Raw genomic sequence first — 15,809 nt, forward strand, 5'->3', positions numbered from 1 at the left:
GTGGCTGGACCGCCCGGCCGATGCCCGGCCGGCCTCAGGGCATCAGCGTGGCGGCGACCGTCGCGCCCAGTTCCCAGCAGGCGGCCAGGTCGTCCTTGCTGGGCTCCCCGGTGACGGTGACCGGCGCGGCGGCCGAGGTCCAGCCGAGGCCGGTGGTGATCGACTCGATGCCCCGCACGGTGCCCGAGACGTCGCTGCCACCGTGCACGTAGTACCCGAACGGGCGACCCTTGGTGGTGTCCAGGCACGGGTAGTACACGGTGTCGAAGAAGTGCTTGAGCGCGCCGCTCATGTAGCCGAGGTTCGCCGGCGTGCCCAACAGGTAACCGTCCGCGGCGAGCACGTCGGCGGCGGTGGTGGCCAGCGCGGCCCGGCGCACCACCTCCACGCCGTCGATCTCCGGGTCGGTGGCGCCGGAGACCACGGCTTCGAACATCGCCTGCATGCCCGGCGACGGGGTGTGATGCACGATCAGCAAGGTGGCCACCCCGCCATCCTGGGCTACGCTGGTGCTGACGCGAAAGGGGGAGCCAGTGCACGCCGCATCGCTCTTCCCGTTGCTGGCGGCGCCCGCCGCCGAACTGCTCACCAGTCCCGCCGCGCTGCTCGCGCTGGCCTTCGGCCTGGTGCTGGTCATCGCCGTCCACCAGGTGCACGGTTCCGATCTCGACCTGTGGGCGGTGCCGTCCCGCGGTCGCGCCAGCGCACTGACCGAATGCGCCCGCCAGGCCGCCTTCCTGCGCCTGCGCGACCCGCGAGCACCCGGCAGGCGGCAGCCCCGCGCGCCTTCCGCGGCCATTCCGGCCGCCTAGTCCCACTGCACGCAGCGGCCACTCCCGGTCCGTTTTTCCGTTGAACAAACCCGGAAAGAGTGCTGCGCAAAAATGTTCGAATTCCTCGACGTGCCGGTTTCCGGCGCGCTTTTCCTCGTTGACCGCTTCGCCGGATTCATCGACCCCGTCACCGCGCCGGTCAGCGTCGCGCTGACCATCGTGTTGTTCACCGCCGCCATTCGGCTGGCGCTCCTGCCGTTCAGCGTGGCCGCGGTCCGCGGTGAACGGGCGCGCGCCAAGCTCCTGCCCGAACTCAAGAAACTGCAGGAGAAACACCGGAACAACCCGGAGAAACTGCGCGAAGCCGCAGCCGACCTGCAACGCGAATCCGGTACCTCCTTCTTCGCCGGTTGTCTGCCGTCGCTCGCGCAGCTCCCGTTCTTCATGGTGATGTACCGGCTGTTCGCGTTCCCCTCGGTCGGCGGGCAGCCGAACCCGCTGCTCGACCACACGTTGTTCGGCACGCCGCTCGGCGCGCACTTCACCAGCGCGGCCGGGCCGGTGTTCCTCGGCCTGTTCGCGCTGCTCGCCGTGGTCGCCTGGATTTCCTCGCGTCGTCAGTCGGCCCTGCTGGCGGAGAGCCCGACGCCGCCGCCCGGCGGCGGCCTGCTGAAGCTGCTGCCGTTCGGCACCCTGCTGGTGGCCGCGTTCGTGCCGCTCGCCGCCGGGCTCTACCTGCTCACCACCACCACGTGGACGCTGGTGGAACGCGCCCTGCTCCGCCGTGAACCCGGGATCAGGACCCCAGCAGCGGGGTGAGGTCCGCACGCAGGGCGGCCAGCCGGTCGGCCGCCCTGCGCCGGGCGTCTGCCAGCGAAGCGGCGTCCGGCACCGGCTCGGAAACCTCCAGGTACGCCTTCAACTTCGGCTCGGTGCCCGACGGCCGCACCACCACGCGCAGGCCGTCGGCCCGCAGTCGCAGCACGTCGGCCTCCGGCAGCAAGTCCTCTGTGGACACCCCCAGCCCGGCCAGCTCGGCGGGCGGCGTGGCCCGGAGCTGGGCCATCACCGCGCCGATCCGGCTCAGGTCGGTGACGCGCACCGAGATCTGGTCGGTCAGGTACACGCCGTGCCGCACCGCCAGCTCGTCCAGCGAGTCCACCAGGGACTTCCCGGCGGCTTTCAGCGTGGCGGCCAGGTCGCAGGCGAGCGTGGCGGCGGCGATGCCGTCCTTGTCCCGCACGAAATCGGGATTCACGCACAGCCCGAGCGCTTCTTCGTAGGCGAAGACCAGGCCGTCCCCGGCCCGCGCCAGCCATTTGAACCCGGTGAAGGTTTCCTCGTACCGCGCGCCGCGTGCCTTCGCGATTTCGGCGAGCATCGAGGACGACACGATGGTGGTGGCCACCAGCGGATCGGGCGTGGAAACCGTGTCCAGCACGTGCGAGCCGAGCAGCACGCCCGTTTCGTCGCCACGCAGCATCCGCCACGAACCGTCGCGGTCGCGCACGCCCAGCGCGCACCGGTCGGCGTCCGGGTCGAGCGCGATGGCCAGGTCGGCGTCCTTCGCTTCGGCGAGCGCGAGCAGCAGGTCGGGCGCGCCCGGTTCCTCCGGATTCGGGAAGGAGACCGTCGGGAAGTCCGGATCGGGCCGCGCCTGCTCGGCGACCAGGTGCACATCGGTGAACCCGGCGCGGTTCAACGCGGCTTCGAGCGGCTCCGCGCCGACGCCGTGCAACGCGGTGGCGACCACGCGCAGCTCGCGCGCCGTGCCACGCGGCAGCGCGGCGACCTTGCCGAGGTACTCGTTGAGCACCTCGTCCCCGAACACCCGGAAACCGGGCGCACGCGGCACCGAGATCGCGCCGGGTGCGGCCTGGATCGCCGCTTCGATGCGCGCGTCGGACGGCGGCACGATCTGCGCGGCCGTGCTGTCGTAGAGCTTGTACCCGTTGTCCGCCGGGGGATTGTGCGACGCGGTGATCTGAATACCCGCCACCGCCGCGAACCGTTTCACCGCGAACGCGAGCACCGGCGTCGGCAGCGGTCCCGGCAGCATCCGCACGTCGAACCCGGCCGCGGTGAGCACCTCGGCCGCGGCGGTCGCGAACGCCTCCGAGCCGTGGCGCGCGTCCCGGCCGATCACCACCGTGCCGCCGTCGCGACCGTCCTCGACCAGCCAGCGCGCCACCCCGGCGGTGGTCCGGACCACCACCGCGGTGTTCATCCCGTTCGGCCCGGCCCGCACCGGCCCGCGCAACCCGGCGGTGCCGAATTCGAGCGGCCCGGCCATCCGGTCTTCGAGTTCGGCGAGCGCTTCGGCTTCGCCGCCCATCGCCCGCGCCAGCACGGCCTGCAGTTCCGTGCGGGCGTGCTCGTCGACGTCGTCGGCGATCCAGCGGAATGCGCGGTCGCGCAGTTCGGGTGTCAGCTTCACGGCGTTCACCCTACGGCCGTGGCGGCGGTTCACGGGAATGGCTACGCTCGACGTAGTGCGAATTATATTCTCGAGCCTGGACGCATTCGGGCATTTCTACCCGTTGCTCCCGCTCGCGAAGGCCGCCCGCGCCGCCGGGCACGAAGTCGCTTTCGCCACTGGGGAGCAGTTCCATCCGACCCTGACCGGGCTCGGCATCGAGCCGCTGACCGCGGGCAGGAGCATGCGCGAGGTGGTCGCGGAGGCCAGCGGCGATCCGGACCACGATCCAAGCGAAACCCGGGACAACGCCAGCCCGGAAGAGCTGGAGCAGCTGATTTCGCGGGCGTTCGGCCAGGTGCTGCCCCGGATCTGGGTCGAGCAGTTCGGCGCCATCCTGGCCGAGCGCAAACCCGATCTGGTGGTGCAGGAGGTCGGCGCGGCGGGGGCCGCGTTCGCCGCGATGCTGGCCGGGATCCCGGTGATCGGGCACGGATTCGGCCGGGTCAGCACGGACGACAGCACGTCGCGCGCGATTTCGGCCGAGCAGCACGCCTTCGGCCGGGGCCTGGGCCTCGACCTGCCCGACGACCACGTGTTCGGCCTGCCGTTCGTCGACATCGCGCCGCGATCGTTGCAGGACAAGGGTTTCCTCGCCACGGCGAACCGGATCGAGCTGCGGCCGGTGCCGTTCGCCGAGCCGGGATCGCTGCCCGCGCTCGCCCGTGCCGACCGCCCGCGCCCGCTGATCTACCTCACCCTGGGCACCGCGTTCGGGGTGGTCGAGGTGCTGCGCGCGGCCATCGACGGGCTGGCGCCGCTGGACGCCGACGTGCTGGTCGCGGCCGGGCCCACCATCGAACCGGGCGCCCTCGGTGAGCTGCCGCCGAACGTGGTCGTCGAATCGTGGGTGCCGCAGGCGGACCTGCTGCCCCGCACCGATCTGGTGGTGCACCACGGCGGCAGCGGCACCACGCTCGGCGCGCTGGCCGCCGGGGTGCCGCAGCTGGTGCTGCCGATGGGCGCCGACCAGTTCACCAACGCCGCGGCGGTGGTCGACGCCGGTGCCGGTGCGCGCCTGCTGCCCGGTGAACTCGGCGGGGTCAGCGAAAAGGCACGGGCGCTGCTGTCCGATGTGGACGTCCGGGCCGCCGCGCGGGCGTTCGCCGCGGAGATCGCGGCGATGCCGTCCCCGGAGGAGGTCGCACGGCGGCTGCCGGAGTACGTCAAGCCCGGGTGACCAGCTCGCGGAGCAGGTCGCCCATGCGCTCGGCGGCGGCCTGCCCCGCCTCGAGCACTTCCTGGTGGTTGAGCGGGGCGCCGGTGATGCCGGCGGCCAGGTTGGTCACCAGGGAGAGCCCGAACACCTCGACCCCGGCCGCGCGGGCGGCGATCGCCTCCAGCACGGTCGACATGCCGACCAGGTCGGCGCCCATGGTGCGCAGCATGCGGATCTCGGCCGGGGTCTCGAAGTGCGGGCCGGGAAAGCCCGCGTAGACGCCCTCCTCCAGGCTCGGGTCGATCTCCTTGGCGATCGCCCGCAGCCGGGAGGCGTACAGGTCGGTCAGGTCCACGAAGTTCGCGCCGACGATCGGTGAGCGCGCGAGCAGGTTGATGTGGTCGGAGATGAGCACCGGCTGGCCGACCTCGAAGCCCTGGCGCAGCCCGCCGGCGGCGTTGGTCAGCAGCACGGTGCGCGCGCCGGCGGCGGCCGCGGTGCGCACGTTGTGCACCACCGGGTCGATGCCCTTGCCCTCGTAGAGGTGGGTGCGGCCGAGCAGGACCAGTGCGCGCTTGTCGCCGACCTTGACCGAGCGGGCGGTGCCGCCGTGGCCGACCGCGCTCGGCGCGACGAAGCCGGGGAGCTCGCCGAGCGGGATCTCCGCTTCGGCGGTGCCGATGACGTCCGCGGCCGGGCGCCAGCCCGAACCCAGCACCACCGCGATGTCGTGGTTCTCGACTCCGGTACGCGCGGCGATCGCCGCGGCAGCCGCCGCGGCCTGTTCTTGACTCATGCGCCGGAGCCTAAGGGGCGGCGCCGCGGCGTGGGCTGATGGGCTCCGGCGAGCGCGCTAGTCGGCGGGGTCGAAGGTGGGGTGGATGCGGTCGAACAGTTCCCGGCGGCCCGAGTCCTCCTGCTCGGTGGGCACGGTGACGCGCACCGACCACAGGCTGGTGCCCCGCCGGAACACGTGCGCGAAGGTGGTCCGCCCCATGGTGCCCGCGCCCGGCGCCTCCTCCCGCGTGCGGTAGGTCAGCATCAGGTCGTCGGAGATGCCCTGCGTCGGCGTGTACTCGCTGAGCCGGAACGAGTCGCCAACCCAGCCGTTGTGCAGCGCGGTCACGTAGTCGTCGATCCGGCCGCCGGGGAAGAAGTTCGCGAAGCGTTCCACGCTCAGCGTCTGCCGCCCGTCCACCGAGACGTACTGGACCAGCGTGCTCGGCGGCAGCGGTTTCGCGGCGCGCTGGGTGACGAAGGGCGTCCAGTCGCGCGGCACGTCCACCGAGAACAGGCCGCCGGTGGTGCCCTTGAGGTTGGTGGCGTCGCCGTTGCGCGTGACCAGCTCGGCCAGCGGGGGTGCGGGGGCGTTCGCGCGCATCGGCGGGGTGGGCGGCGCAAGCGATTGCGCGGCCATCAACCTGGTCATCGCGAAGCCACCGGCGGCAGCCGCGAGGAAGAGCAGAACGGCGGCGATGGTCAGCGCGGTCCCGGCCAGCACACTGCGCCCCGCCCGCTCCCCGGCACCAGCCGATCCCCGGCCAGCGGCGGACGCCGAGGACCCGGCAGCCCCCGACCCGGCAGACCCCGAAGCGGTAGCCCCCGACCTGGCAGACCCCGCCGGGCCACCTGACCCGGCCCCAGATCCGGCCTCGCCCCCGGACATGGCCCCGGCCCCGCCGCTGGCCCCGGTGCCGCCGGACCCGAGTCCGGATCCTGACCTAGCCCCGGCCCCGGATCCAGACCCGCTGCCGGACCCGGACCCGCCGCCGGACATCGCCCCGGACTCGGAACCTGCCCCGGAGCCGGACGCGGAGCCGGGTACGGCGAACGGCAGCGGGCCGGGATCGGCGGCCAGCGCCGGGCCGTCCCCGCTTGCTTCCCCGCCGGTCGGTGGCGCGATCGGCTGCGGCGCGATGACCTGGGTGTCCCCGCCGTCGAGCTGGTCGGGATCGCGGGGCTTGGCCGGTGCCTCGAACAACGCGGCCTCGAACAGCTGGTCACGCGGCGTGGTCAGCAGCGGCCGCAGCCGCCGCCGGACTTCTGCCAGCGAAAGCCGCTTCCTCGGCTCCTTCGCCATCAGCCCGCGGATGATCGGCTCCAGCGGACCGGGCTTCGGCTTGGGCACCTTGCCGTGCACCACCTCGGTGACCGTCTGCAGCGGATCGCCGTTGACGTCGTAGGGCGGACGGCCTTCGAGGATCGCGAAGATGGTCGCGCCGAGCCCCCACAGGTCGGCGGCGTGCGTGACCTCGCCACCGGAGGCGACCTCCGGCGCGATGTAGGCGGGCGAGCCCAGCATCATCCCGGTGCTGGTCATGGTGGCTTCGGAAACGTTGCGCGCGATGCCGAAGTCGGTCAGTTTGATCCGGCCGTCCTCGGCGACCAGCACGTTGCCGGGCTTGACGTCACGGTGCGTGATGCCCGCGGCGTGCGCGGCTTCGAGCGCGGCGGCCACCGCGTCGGCGATCGCGGCCGCCTGCTCGGTGCTGAACGCGCCGTGGTCGCGCATCAGCGTGGCGAGGCTGTGCGACGGCAGCAGCTCCATCACCACGAACGGCTCGCCGTTTTCCCTGGCCACGTCGTGCAGGATGATCACGTTCGGGTGCGACAGCACGGCGATCGCCCTGGCCTCGCGCAGCGTCCGCTCGCGCAGTTCGTCGGCCTGGCTGACCTGCACCCCCGGCGGCAGGCGGACCTCCTTCACCGCGACCGGGCGGTGCAGGAACTCGTCGTAGGCCGCCCAGACGGTGCCCATGGAGCCGGAGCCGAGCACGGACCGTAACCGGTACCGGCCGGCGACCACACGTGACTCTTCGGCTGAGGTGGACACAGCCCACATTCTGTCGGATCACCCGTCCGTGAAGCCTGTCGGACACCCCCTGCGGACGGGACGAGCGTCACAGGTAGGGGTTGTTAACGGGCTTTACCATCGATGGTTATGACTGAGGTGGCTGAGACAGCCGGGTCGGCGCCGACTCCGGCCGAGCCGGAAGAGCCGGGCAGGCTGGCGCTCGCCGCGGAGTTCCCCGCCGCCGACCGGGAAAAATGGCGTGAGCTGGTGGCCGGTGTGCTGCGCAAGAGCGGTGCGCTGAAAGAGGATTTCGACGGCCCGCCGGAAAGCCTGCTGAACACCCGCACCTACGACGGTTTCGACATCCGCCCGCTCTACACCGCCGAGGACACCGCGCCGCCCGCCGGTTTCCCCGGCCTCCCCCCGTTCGTGCGTGGCGGGGTGCCGGAGGGGCGCGTCGCCACCGGCTGGGACCTGCGGCAACCGCACTCCGGCACCGATCCGGTGGCCGCCAACAAGGCCATGCTCGCCGATCTCGAAGGCGGCGTCAGCTCGCTGTGGCTGCGCGTCGGCTCCGGCGGCATCTCGGTGGCGAGCCTGGCCGACGCGCTGAACGGCGTATACATCGAGCTGGCGCCGGTGGTGCTCGACGCGGGCGCGGAGTACGAAGCCGCCGCCGAGGCGCTGCTGGAGGTGTTCCGCGAGCGGGAGATCCCGGCGAGCGCGGTGGTCGGCGGCCTCGGTGCCGACCCGATCGGCCTGCGGGCGCGCACCGGCGAGGCCCACGACGTCCGGCCCGCCGCCGAACTGGCCGCTCGGCTGAACGGGTCGTATCCCAAGCTTTCCCCGTTGGTGGTCAACGGCCTGCCGTTCCACGAAGCAGGCGGTTCGGACTCGCAGGAACTCGGCGCGGCCATCGCCGCGGGCGTGGCGTACCTGCGTGCGCTCACCGAGGCCGGGCTGAGCGTGGACGACGCGGCCGCGCGGCTGGAGTTCCGGTTCGCCGCCAGCGCCGACCAGTTCCTGACCATCGCCAAGCTGCGGGCCGCGCGCAAGCTGTGGGCGCGGGTCACCGAGGTCTCCGGTGTGGCCGTCGCGGCACGCGGCATGCGCCAGCACGCGGTGACTTCGCCCGCCATGTTCACCCAGCGCGACCCGTGGGTGAACATGCTGCGCGGCACGGTCGCCTGCTTCGCCGCCGCGGTCGGTGGTGCCGACGCGATCACCGTGCTGCCGTTCGACGCGGCGATCGGCGAACCGGACGCCTTCGCCAGGCGCATCGCCCGCAACACCAGCGTGATCCTGCACGAGGAGTCGCGGCTGGGCGGCGTGATCGACCCGGCCGGCGGTTCCTGGTACGTGGAGAACCTGACCGCCGACCTGGCCAAGGCGGCCTGGGCGGAGTTCACCGCGATCGAAGAGGCGGGCGGCATCGAGTCCGCTTTGGACACCGGTTTCCTCGGCGAGCGGCTGGCCGCGACCTGGGCGGCGCGCTCGAAGCGGATCGCCCGCCGCAAGGACGCGATCACCGGGGTCAGCGAGTTCCCGAACCTGACCGAAAAGCCGGTCACCCGTCCGAAGTCCACTGTGGACACCGCGGACGGCGGGCTGCCCCGGGTCCGCTACGCCGAGGCGTTCGAGCGGCTGCGTGACCGCGCCGACGCCTGCGCCGAGCGTCCCAAGGTCTTCCTGGCCACGCTCGGCCCGATCGCGGCGCACACCGCGCGGGCGAGCTTCGCGGCGAACCTGTTCGCGGCGGGCGGCATCGAATCGGTCAACGGCGGCGCCACCGCGTCCACCGAAGAGGTGGTCAGCGGCTTCACCGGCAGCGGCGCGCGGATCGCCTGCCTCTGCGGGACCGACAGCCAGTACACCGAGCAGGCAGGCGAGGTCGCCGCGGCGTTGAAGGCCGCGGGCGCCCAGCGCGTCCTGCTCGCCGGCCGCGGTGACCACGCGGACGTGGACGAGAACATCTACGCCGGTTGCGACGCGCTCGCCGTGCTCACCGGCACCCTCGCCGAACTGGGAGTCGAGTGATGGCCATCCCGAACTTCGCCGGTGTCCCGCTGGAGGACGGCGAACCCACCGCCACCCAGGCCGACTGGGCGCAGGCGCTGCAGGACCGCACCGGCAAGGGCCCCGACGCGCTCGCCTGGGAAACTCCCGAGGGCATCGGCGTCAAGCCGGTCTACACCGCCGACGACCTGTCCGATGTGGACTTCCTGGGCACCTATCCCGGGATTGCGCCGTACCTGCGCGGGCCGTACCCGACGATGTACGTGAACCAGCCGTGGACGGTCCGCCAGTACGCCGGGTTCTCCACCGCCGAGGAGTCCAACGCGTTCTACCGGCGCAACCTCGCCGCCGGGCAGAAGGGCCTTTCGGTCGCCTTCGACCTGGCCACCCACCGCGGCTACGACTCCGACCACCCGCGGGTGTCCGGTGACGTCGGCATGGCGGGCGTGGCGATCGACTCGATCTACGACATGCGCCAGCTCTTCGACGGCATCCCGCTGGACCAGATGAGCGTGTCCATGACCATGAACGGCGCCGTGCTGCCGGTGCTGGCGCTGTACGTGGTCGCTGCCGAAGAACAGGGCGTGCCGCCCGAGAAGCTCGCCGGGACCATCCAGAACGACATCCTCAAGGAGTTCATGGTCCGCAACACCTACATCTACCCACCGCAACCCTCCATGCGGATCATCTCCGACATCTTCGCCTTCACCTCCCAGCACATGCCGCGGTACAACTCGATCTCCATCTCCGGCTACCACATGCAGGAGGCCGGGGCGACCGCTGACCTCGAGCTTGCCTACACCTTGGCCGACGGTGTGGAGTATTTGCGGGCGGGTGTGGATGCCGGGCTGGATGTGGACAAGTTCGCCCCGCGCCTGTCGTTCTTCTGGGCGATCGGCATGAACTTCTTCATGGAGGTCGCGAAGCTGCGCGCGGCGCGCCTGCTGTGGGCGAAGCTGGTCAAGCAGTTCGAGCCCAAGTCGGCGAAGTCGCTGTCGCTGCGGACGCACTCGCAGACCTCGGGCTGGTCGCTGACCGCGCAGGACGTCTACAACAACGTCGCGCGCACCTGCGTCGAGGCGATGGCGGCCACGCAGGGGCACACGCAGTCCCTGCACACCAACGCCCTCGACGAGGCGCTCGCGCTGCCCACCGACTTCTCCGCCCGCATCGCCCGCAACACCCAGCTGATGCTCCAGCAGGAATCCGGCACCACGCGGGTGATCGACCCGTGGGGCGGCAGCGCGTTCGTCGAGCGGCTGACCTACGACCTGGCGCGCAAGGCCTGGGCGCACATCGACGAGGTCGAATCGGCGGGCGGCATGGCCCGCGCGATCGACGCCGGCATCCCGAAGCTGCGCATCGAAGAGGCGGCCGCGCGCACGCAGGCGCGGATCGACTCCGGGCGCCAGCCGGTGATCGGCGTCAACAAGTTCCGGGTCTCCGAGGACGAGCAGATCGACGTGCTCAAGGTGGACAACGCCGGGGTCCGCGCACAGCAGCTTGAGAAGCTGCGGCGGCTGCGGGAGGAACGCGACGAAGAGTCCACTCAGGACGCTCTGCGGCGGTTGACCGCGGGTGCCGAGTCCGACGGCAACCTGCTCGCGCTGGCCATCGACGCCGCACGCGCGAAGGCCACCGTCGGCGAGATCTCCGATGCGCTGGAACGCATCTGGGGCCGCCACTCCGGCCAGATCCGTACCATTTCCGGCGTGTACCGGGAGGAAGTCGGCAAGTCCGGGAAGGCGCCCAACGTGGAGAAGGCACGCGAAGAGGTCGAGGCCTTCGCCGAGGCGGAGGGCAGGCGGCCGCGCATCCTGGTCGCGAAGATGGGCCAGGACGGGCACGACCGCGGCCAGAAGGTGATCGCCACCGCCTTCGCCGACCTCGGTTTCGACGTCGACGTCGGCCCGCTGTTCTCCACGCCGGCGGAGGTCGCGCGGCAGGCGGTGGAAGCCGACGTGCACATCATCGGCGTGTCCTCGCTGGCCGCCGGGCACCTCTCGCTGGTGCCCGCGCTGCGGTCGGAACTGGCCGAGCTGGGCCGCGAGGACATCATCGTGGTGGTCGGCGGCGTGATCCCGCCGCAGGACTACGACGAACTGCGCGCGGCGGGCGCGGCGGCCATCTTCGGGCCGGGCACGGTGATCGCGGACGCGGCGCTGGACCTGCTCGACCAGCTCAACGCCCAGCACTCGTAGGCCGGTATGCCGCGAAAGATCGACGTCACCGCGTACGCCAAGGGTGTGCTGGCGGGCGACCGTGGCCTGCTGTCGAAGGCCATCACGCTGGTCGAGTCGCAGCGCGCCGACCACCGCGGGCAGGCGCAGGACCTGCTGGTGGAGCTGCTGCCGCACGCCGGTGGCGCGCAGCGGGTCGGCATCACCGGCGTGCCCGGAGTCGGCAAGTCGACATTCATCGACCAGCTGGGCACCGAGCTGACCGAGGCCGGGCACAAGGTCGCGGTGCTGGCGGTCGACCCGTCGTCCACCAGGACCGGCGGCAGCATTCTCGGCGACAAGACCCGGATGGCGCGGCTGGCGGTCGACCCGTCCGCGTTCATCCGGCCGTCGCCGACCTCGGGCACGCTCGGCGGCGTCGCCAGGGCCACCCGCGAGACGATCGTGCTGATGGAGGCCGCCGGGTACGACATCGTGCTGGTCGAGACGGTCGGCGTCGGGCAGTCCGAGGTGACCGTGGCGAACATGGTCGACTGCTTCCTCTTCCTGACCCTGGCCCGCACCGGCGACCAGCTGCAGGGCATCAAGAAGGGCGTGCTCGAGCTGGCCGACGTGATCGCGGTGAACAAGGCCGACGGCGACCACGAGCGCGAGGCCAAACGTGCCGCCCGCGAGCTTTCCGGTGCGCTGCGGATGATCTACGGGCCGGAGGCCGAGTGGACGCCACCGGTGCTGACCTGCAGCGCGCTGCACGGCGTCGGCCTCGGCACGGTGTGGGAGCAGATCGGCAGGCACCGCGAGACGCTGGCCGCGTCCGGGGAACTGGCCGAGAAGCGGCGGCGGCAGAATGTGGACTGGACCTGGTCGATGGTCCGCGAGCAGTTGCTCGGCAGGCTGTCCGCGCACCCGCGCGTGCGCTCGGTGGTGCCGGAGGTCGAACGGGCCGTCCGGGACGGTGAACTGACCGCGACACTGGCCGCCGAGCAGATCCTCGAGGCCTTCTCCGGCCCCGTCGAGTGACTCGCGGTCGCCGGGACGGCACACTGAGGAGCAACCGTCGGAAAGGGTTGCCGTCTTGATCACGAAGCTGCGCGGACTGCTGCCGGCCGTTCTGCTGGGCCTGCTGGTGCTGCTGCCCGCTCCCGCGCTCGCCGCCGGGGAGCCGGCCACCACGGTTTCCGTGGTGGTGGCGCAGGACCCGACCCCGCCGCCGGGGCCGGTGCTCGACCCGGCCGAGAGCGAGCGCGCGAACAGCGAGAAGACCAAGAACCAGCTGATCGCGGGCGGTGCCGCGGTGGTCCTGCTCGGCATCGTGCTGTGGGGCAGGCGGGTGCGCGCCAAGCGCCGCAAGTCCGGTTGATCTCCGGTTGATCATCGCGGCCGGGTCTACAGCCAGGCCGAACTCACTACGCCGTTCAGCGCAGATCCACTACCGGCCGTCTCGTGGTGGCTCGCCGCTTGAGCGGCTTGCCAGCTGCATGGTGCAGGATCAAGGCAAATGCGTACGACTTTGCTCACATTTCGAATGGCAGGCCGGGTGCTCGGCGCCCAGTTGGCCCGCGCTACGAACGGCGGTGCGGCGTGACAGTGCTCGACTCCCGATGGGACATCCCCGGGGATCACAGCGGCGGTGAAGGTGCCCGATCCGGTGGCCCCGCCGCGCTGCTCACCTCGGATGGGGTCAGCATGGCACCCGTGGGAGATGTCGGAAGTGGCCGTGGTCCGTTCTGGCTCGACGAATGGCTGGAGAAGAACGCGGGCGACGTGATCGCCTGGCGGCGGCACATCCACGCGCACCCCGAGCTGTCGCGGCGCGAGTTCGCCACCACCGAGCTGGTGATGAAGCTGCTGACCTCGGCCGGGCTGAAGCCGCAGGTGCTGCCCGGCGGCACCGGCGTGCTGTGCGACATCGGCGACGGGCCGCGCTGCGTGGCCCTGCGCGCCGACCTGGACGCGCTGCCGCTGACCGAGTCGACCGGGCTGCCCTACGCCTCCACCGTGGACGGGGTGGCGCACGCCTGCGGGCACGACGCGCACACCACGATCCTGCTGGCCGCGGCGCTGGCGCTGAACTCGGCGCCCGAGCTGCCCGGCCGCGTCCGGCTGATCTTCCAGCCCGCCGAGGAGGTCATGCCGGGCGGGGCGCTGGACGCCATCGCCGCCGGCGCGCTCACCGGCGTCGGCCGGATCTTCGGGCTGCACTGCGACCCGCGGCTGCCGGTGGGCAAGGTCGGCACCAGGGTCGGCGCGCTGACCTCGGCGGCCGACCTGATCGAGCTGCGGCTGACCTCGCCGGGCGGGCACACCTCGCGCCCGCACCTGACCGCGGACCTGGTGCACGCGCTGGGCACGGTGATCACGTCGCTGCCCTCGGTGCTGTCGCGGCGGGTCGACCCGCGGTCGGGCACGGTGCTGGTCTGGGGTGCGGTGCACGCGGGTGAGGCGGCGAACGCGGTCCCGCAGGAGGGCGTGCTGCGCGGCACCCTGCGCACCGCCGACCACGAGGTGTGGAGCGCGCTGGAGCCGCTGGTCGCGGCCGCGGTGGAGTCGCTGCTGGCGCCCACCGGGGTCGGTTTCCAGCTGGACTACCGGCGGGGCGTGCCGCCGGTGGTGTCGGACCCGTTGTCCACGGACGTGCTGCGTGCCGGTGTCGAAGCCGCACTCGGGGAGGACTCGCACGCGGACACCGAGCAGTCCTCCGGCGGCGAGGACTTCGGCTGGTACCTGGAGCACGTTCCGGGCGCGTTCGCGCGGCTGGGCGTCTGGCCTGGTGAAGGTCCCATGCGCGACCTGCACCAGCCGACCTTCGAACTGGACGAACGCGCTCTGCTGGCGGGGGCGCGCGTGATGGTCCACACCGCTTTGGCCGCACTGGCCTGATCCCGCTGGGGTCCGCTTGGGCTCGCGCACGTGCCCGCCCGCGCGTGCGCGAGCCCTTGTCCTTGTTCGGTTCCTGAAGTTGTCCACAGGCGCCGAGTTATCCACAGGGTTGCCCACAGCCTCCTGGCATGCCCAGCCACCAGGTGCGAGCGTGGGTCTCATGTTTCTTCTGCCTGAGGGTCTCCACGGCGTCCACCTGCGCCACGAACTCGTCACCGCGATCGGCGACGAGCGGGTCCGCGCGGCCCTCACCCAGGGCTGGCTGGCGCAGTATTCCGCCGCTGTACTGGTAGAACGCCGTCGAGCGGCCGAGTTCCCGACCCGTGCCGCCACTGGTCTGCTCCACGCGGGTCCGGGCGCCGCGCTCACCGGTGAGTCGGTCCTCGCACTCGCCGGATTCGCCTCGGCGTCGACCGCTCAGGTCGAGGTCCTGGTGCCGGACGAGCGCGAGGTCCGGCGAAGACCGGGCCTGGTTGTCCACAGCACCCCGTTCTCCGAAATCGACGTCGACGTGCACGACGGCTTGCGCACGATGACGCCCGATTTCGCACTGGCCGAGGTGCTGTGCCGCGACCGGGGCCGCGTCGGCTTCGCCTGCCTGGACGAGGCGCTGGCCCGCTGCCGAGCCGACCGGCGCGCGGGGCTCAGGGCGAGCGTGCTGGCGAGGATCATGGCGCGCCCGGACACGTTGGGCCGGGCCCGCGCGCGGTTCCTCGTCGACCTGGCCACCGGACTGGCCGAGTCACCAGCGGAAAGCTGGGCGCGCCTGCTGGTCGTCGATGCGGGCTGGCCACCGCCGCAGCCGCAGTTCGTGGTGAGGGGCTTCGCCGGGCGGCCTCTGTACCAACTCGACATGGCCTGGCCGGAAGCCCGCGTAGCCATCGACTGCTCCGCCGCCACCCCCGCTAGTGCCGCCACCACCACCGCTCACGTCGCCCACGCTCACGCCGCCACGCCCCAAGCCGCCGCCGCACGCGCCACCATCGCCGAAGCCGCCGTCACCGCCGCCGTCACCCGGGCGGCCGCCGCGCAGGCTGCCGCCGTCCAGACCGCCGCCACCGCCAGGCCCGCCACAGCTTCCTCCGCCGCCGCTACCCAGGTTGCCGCCGTCATCACCCAGACCGACGCCACCACCAGCACCACCGTTGCCGACGCCACCACGAACGCTGCCGCCACCACCGCAGCGGCCGCCGAAGCCGCCACCACAACCACCGCCGCCGCTGCCTCCGCCGCTACTGCTGCTACCGCTCCTGCTGCTGCAACCGCCGCTGAAGCCGCTGCCGCCGTCGAAGCCCTCACCGCCGCCGGCGCTCCTGCTGCCGCAACCGCCGCTGCGGCCGAAGCCGAAGCCGAAGCCGCCGACGAGGCGCAAGCCGCTGCTCGGGCCGAGTACCTGCACCGCCGGGGCTGGACGGTCTTCCACCTCACCGCCGCCGACTTCCGCGACCCGACGCGCTTCCTGACCCACCTGGGCGCCGCCCTCACCCAAGGTGGCGTGGCCGCATGAACCCGCACGAACGTAGAACTCCAC

Annotated in this window: 13 protein-coding genes; 9 read left to right on the forward strand and 4 right to left on the reverse strand. The window is 72.1% G+C overall.

The features are described from left to right. Positions 1 to 34: 34 nt before the first annotated feature. A complete protein-coding gene (locus tag A4R43_RS35400) occupies positions 35 to 487 on the reverse strand; it encodes a flavodoxin family protein (RefSeq protein ID WP_113696061.1) in 453 nt (150 codons plus the stop codon). A 46-nt stretch (positions 488 to 533) separates the two neighbouring features. Here A4R43_RS35400 and A4R43_RS35405 point away from each other — a divergent pair, with 46 nt between their 5' ends. Both A4R43_RS35405 and A4R43_RS35410 read left to right on the forward strand, forming a co-directional pair. Continuing rightward, on the forward strand, positions 534 to 812 hold the full coding sequence (locus A4R43_RS35405) for a DUF6412 domain-containing protein (RefSeq protein ID WP_236808475.1): 279 nt from the start codon (positions 534 to 536) through the stop codon (positions 810 to 812). A 72-nt stretch (positions 813 to 884) separates the two neighbouring features. Further along, positions 885 to 1,592 carry a YidC/Oxa1 family membrane protein insertase gene (locus A4R43_RS35410; RefSeq protein ID WP_113696062.1) on the forward strand — a complete coding sequence of 236 codons (708 nt, stop codon included), beginning with the start codon at positions 885 to 887 and terminating at the stop codon, positions 1,590 to 1,592. Here the strand turns inward: A4R43_RS35410 and A4R43_RS35415 are convergent. Further along, positions 1,570 to 3,204, reverse strand: a complete 1,635-nt coding sequence (locus tag A4R43_RS35415) for a phospho-sugar mutase (protein ID WP_113698099.1) — start codon at positions 3,202 to 3,204, stop codon at positions 1,570 to 1,572. The genes A4R43_RS35410 and A4R43_RS35415 overlap by 23 nt on opposite strands. Positions 3,205 to 3,265: 61 nt before the next feature. On the opposite strand from A4R43_RS35415, the gene A4R43_RS35420 reads away from it, so the two are divergent. Then, the gene (locus tag A4R43_RS35420) at positions 3,266 to 4,429 is read left to right on the forward strand and encodes a glycosyltransferase (RefSeq protein ID WP_113696063.1); all 1,164 of its coding nucleotides are present in this window, start codon (positions 3,266 to 3,268) and stop codon (positions 4,427 to 4,429) included. Here A4R43_RS35420 and A4R43_RS35425 read toward each other — a convergent pair. Continuing rightward, a complete protein-coding gene (locus A4R43_RS35425; protein ID WP_113696064.1) occupies positions 4,416 to 5,204 on the reverse strand; it encodes a purine-nucleoside phosphorylase in 789 nt (262 codons plus the stop codon). The genes A4R43_RS35420 and A4R43_RS35425 overlap by 14 nt on opposite strands. 57 nt (positions 5,205 to 5,261) lie before the next feature. Next, on the reverse strand, positions 5,262 to 7,250 hold the full coding sequence (locus A4R43_RS35430) for a serine/threonine-protein kinase (protein ID WP_113696065.1): 1,989 nt from the start codon (positions 7,248 to 7,250) through the stop codon (positions 5,262 to 5,264). Between the two features lie 99 nt (positions 7,251 to 7,349). Between A4R43_RS35430 and mutA the strand changes: the two genes are divergently transcribed. The 6 genes from mutA to A4R43_RS35460 all read left to right on the forward strand — a co-directional run bounded on the left by mutA (position 7,350) and on the right by A4R43_RS35460 (position 15,785). Next, complete coding sequence (mutA, locus tag A4R43_RS35435; protein WP_113696066.1) at positions 7,350 to 9,239, forward strand: methylmalonyl-CoA mutase small subunit; 1,890 nt, start codon at positions 7,350 to 7,352, stop codon at positions 9,237 to 9,239. Further along, the gene (scpA, locus tag A4R43_RS35440; protein ID WP_113696067.1) at positions 9,239 to 11,419 is read left to right on the forward strand and encodes a methylmalonyl-CoA mutase; all 2,181 of its coding nucleotides are present in this window, start codon (positions 9,239 to 9,241) and stop codon (positions 11,417 to 11,419) included. The genes mutA and scpA overlap by 1 nt, the downstream gene beginning before the upstream one ends. A gap of 6 nt (positions 11,420 to 11,425) precedes the next feature. Next, the gene (meaB, locus tag A4R43_RS35445; protein WP_113696068.1) at positions 11,426 to 12,418 is read left to right on the forward strand and encodes a methylmalonyl Co-A mutase-associated GTPase MeaB; all 993 of its coding nucleotides are present in this window, start codon (positions 11,426 to 11,428) and stop codon (positions 12,416 to 12,418) included. 55 nt (positions 12,419 to 12,473) lie between these two features. Continuing rightward, positions 12,474 to 12,758 carry a hypothetical protein gene (locus tag A4R43_RS35450; protein ID WP_418190768.1) on the forward strand — a complete coding sequence of 95 codons (285 nt, stop codon included), beginning with the start codon at positions 12,474 to 12,476 and terminating at the stop codon, positions 12,756 to 12,758. A gap of 221 nt (positions 12,759 to 12,979) precedes the next feature. Beyond that, complete coding sequence (locus tag A4R43_RS35455; protein ID WP_113696069.1) at positions 12,980 to 14,278, forward strand: M20 family metallopeptidase; 1,299 nt, start codon at positions 12,980 to 12,982, stop codon at positions 14,276 to 14,278. Between the two features lie 160 nt (positions 14,279 to 14,438). Next, positions 14,439 to 15,785, forward strand: coding sequence for a hypothetical protein (locus A4R43_RS35460; protein ID WP_162788706.1), 1,347 nt, complete (start codon positions 14,439 to 14,441; stop codon positions 15,783 to 15,785). The last annotated feature ends 24 nt before the right edge of the window (positions 15,786 to 15,809 follow it).

The organism is Amycolatopsis albispora (assembly GCF_003312875.1).
GTDB classification, from domain to species: domain Bacteria; phylum Actinomycetota; class Actinomycetes; order Mycobacteriales; family Pseudonocardiaceae; genus Amycolatopsis; species Amycolatopsis albispora.

What these genes read in the sequence shown, in the direction of transcription:
- scpA (WP_113696067.1), top strand. Translation starts at nt 9,239, where the DNA reads ATGGCCATCCCGAACTTCGCCGGTGTCCCGCTGGAGGACGGCGAACCC.
- mutA (WP_113696066.1), top strand. Translation starts at nt 7,350, where the DNA reads ATGACTGAGGTGGCTGAGACAGCCGGGTCGGCGCCGACTCCGGCCGAG.
- A4R43_RS35460 (WP_162788706.1), top strand. Translation starts at nt 14,439, where the DNA reads ATGTTTCTTCTGCCTGAGGGTCTCCACGGCGTCCACCTGCGCCACGAA.
- meaB (WP_113696068.1), top strand. Translation starts at nt 11,426, where the DNA reads ATGCCGCGAAAGATCGACGTCACCGCGTACGCCAAGGGTGTGCTGGCG.
- A4R43_RS35425 (WP_113696064.1), bottom strand. Translation starts at nt 5,204, where the DNA reads ATGAGTCAAGAACAGGCCGCGGCGGCTGCCGCGGCGATCGCCGCGCGT.
- A4R43_RS35410 (WP_113696062.1), top strand. Translation starts at nt 885, where the DNA reads ATGTTCGAATTCCTCGACGTGCCGGTTTCCGGCGCGCTTTTCCTCGTT.
- A4R43_RS35430 (WP_113696065.1), bottom strand. Translation starts at nt 7,250, where the DNA reads ATGTGGGCTGTGTCCACCTCAGCCGAAGAGTCACGTGTGGTCGCCGGC.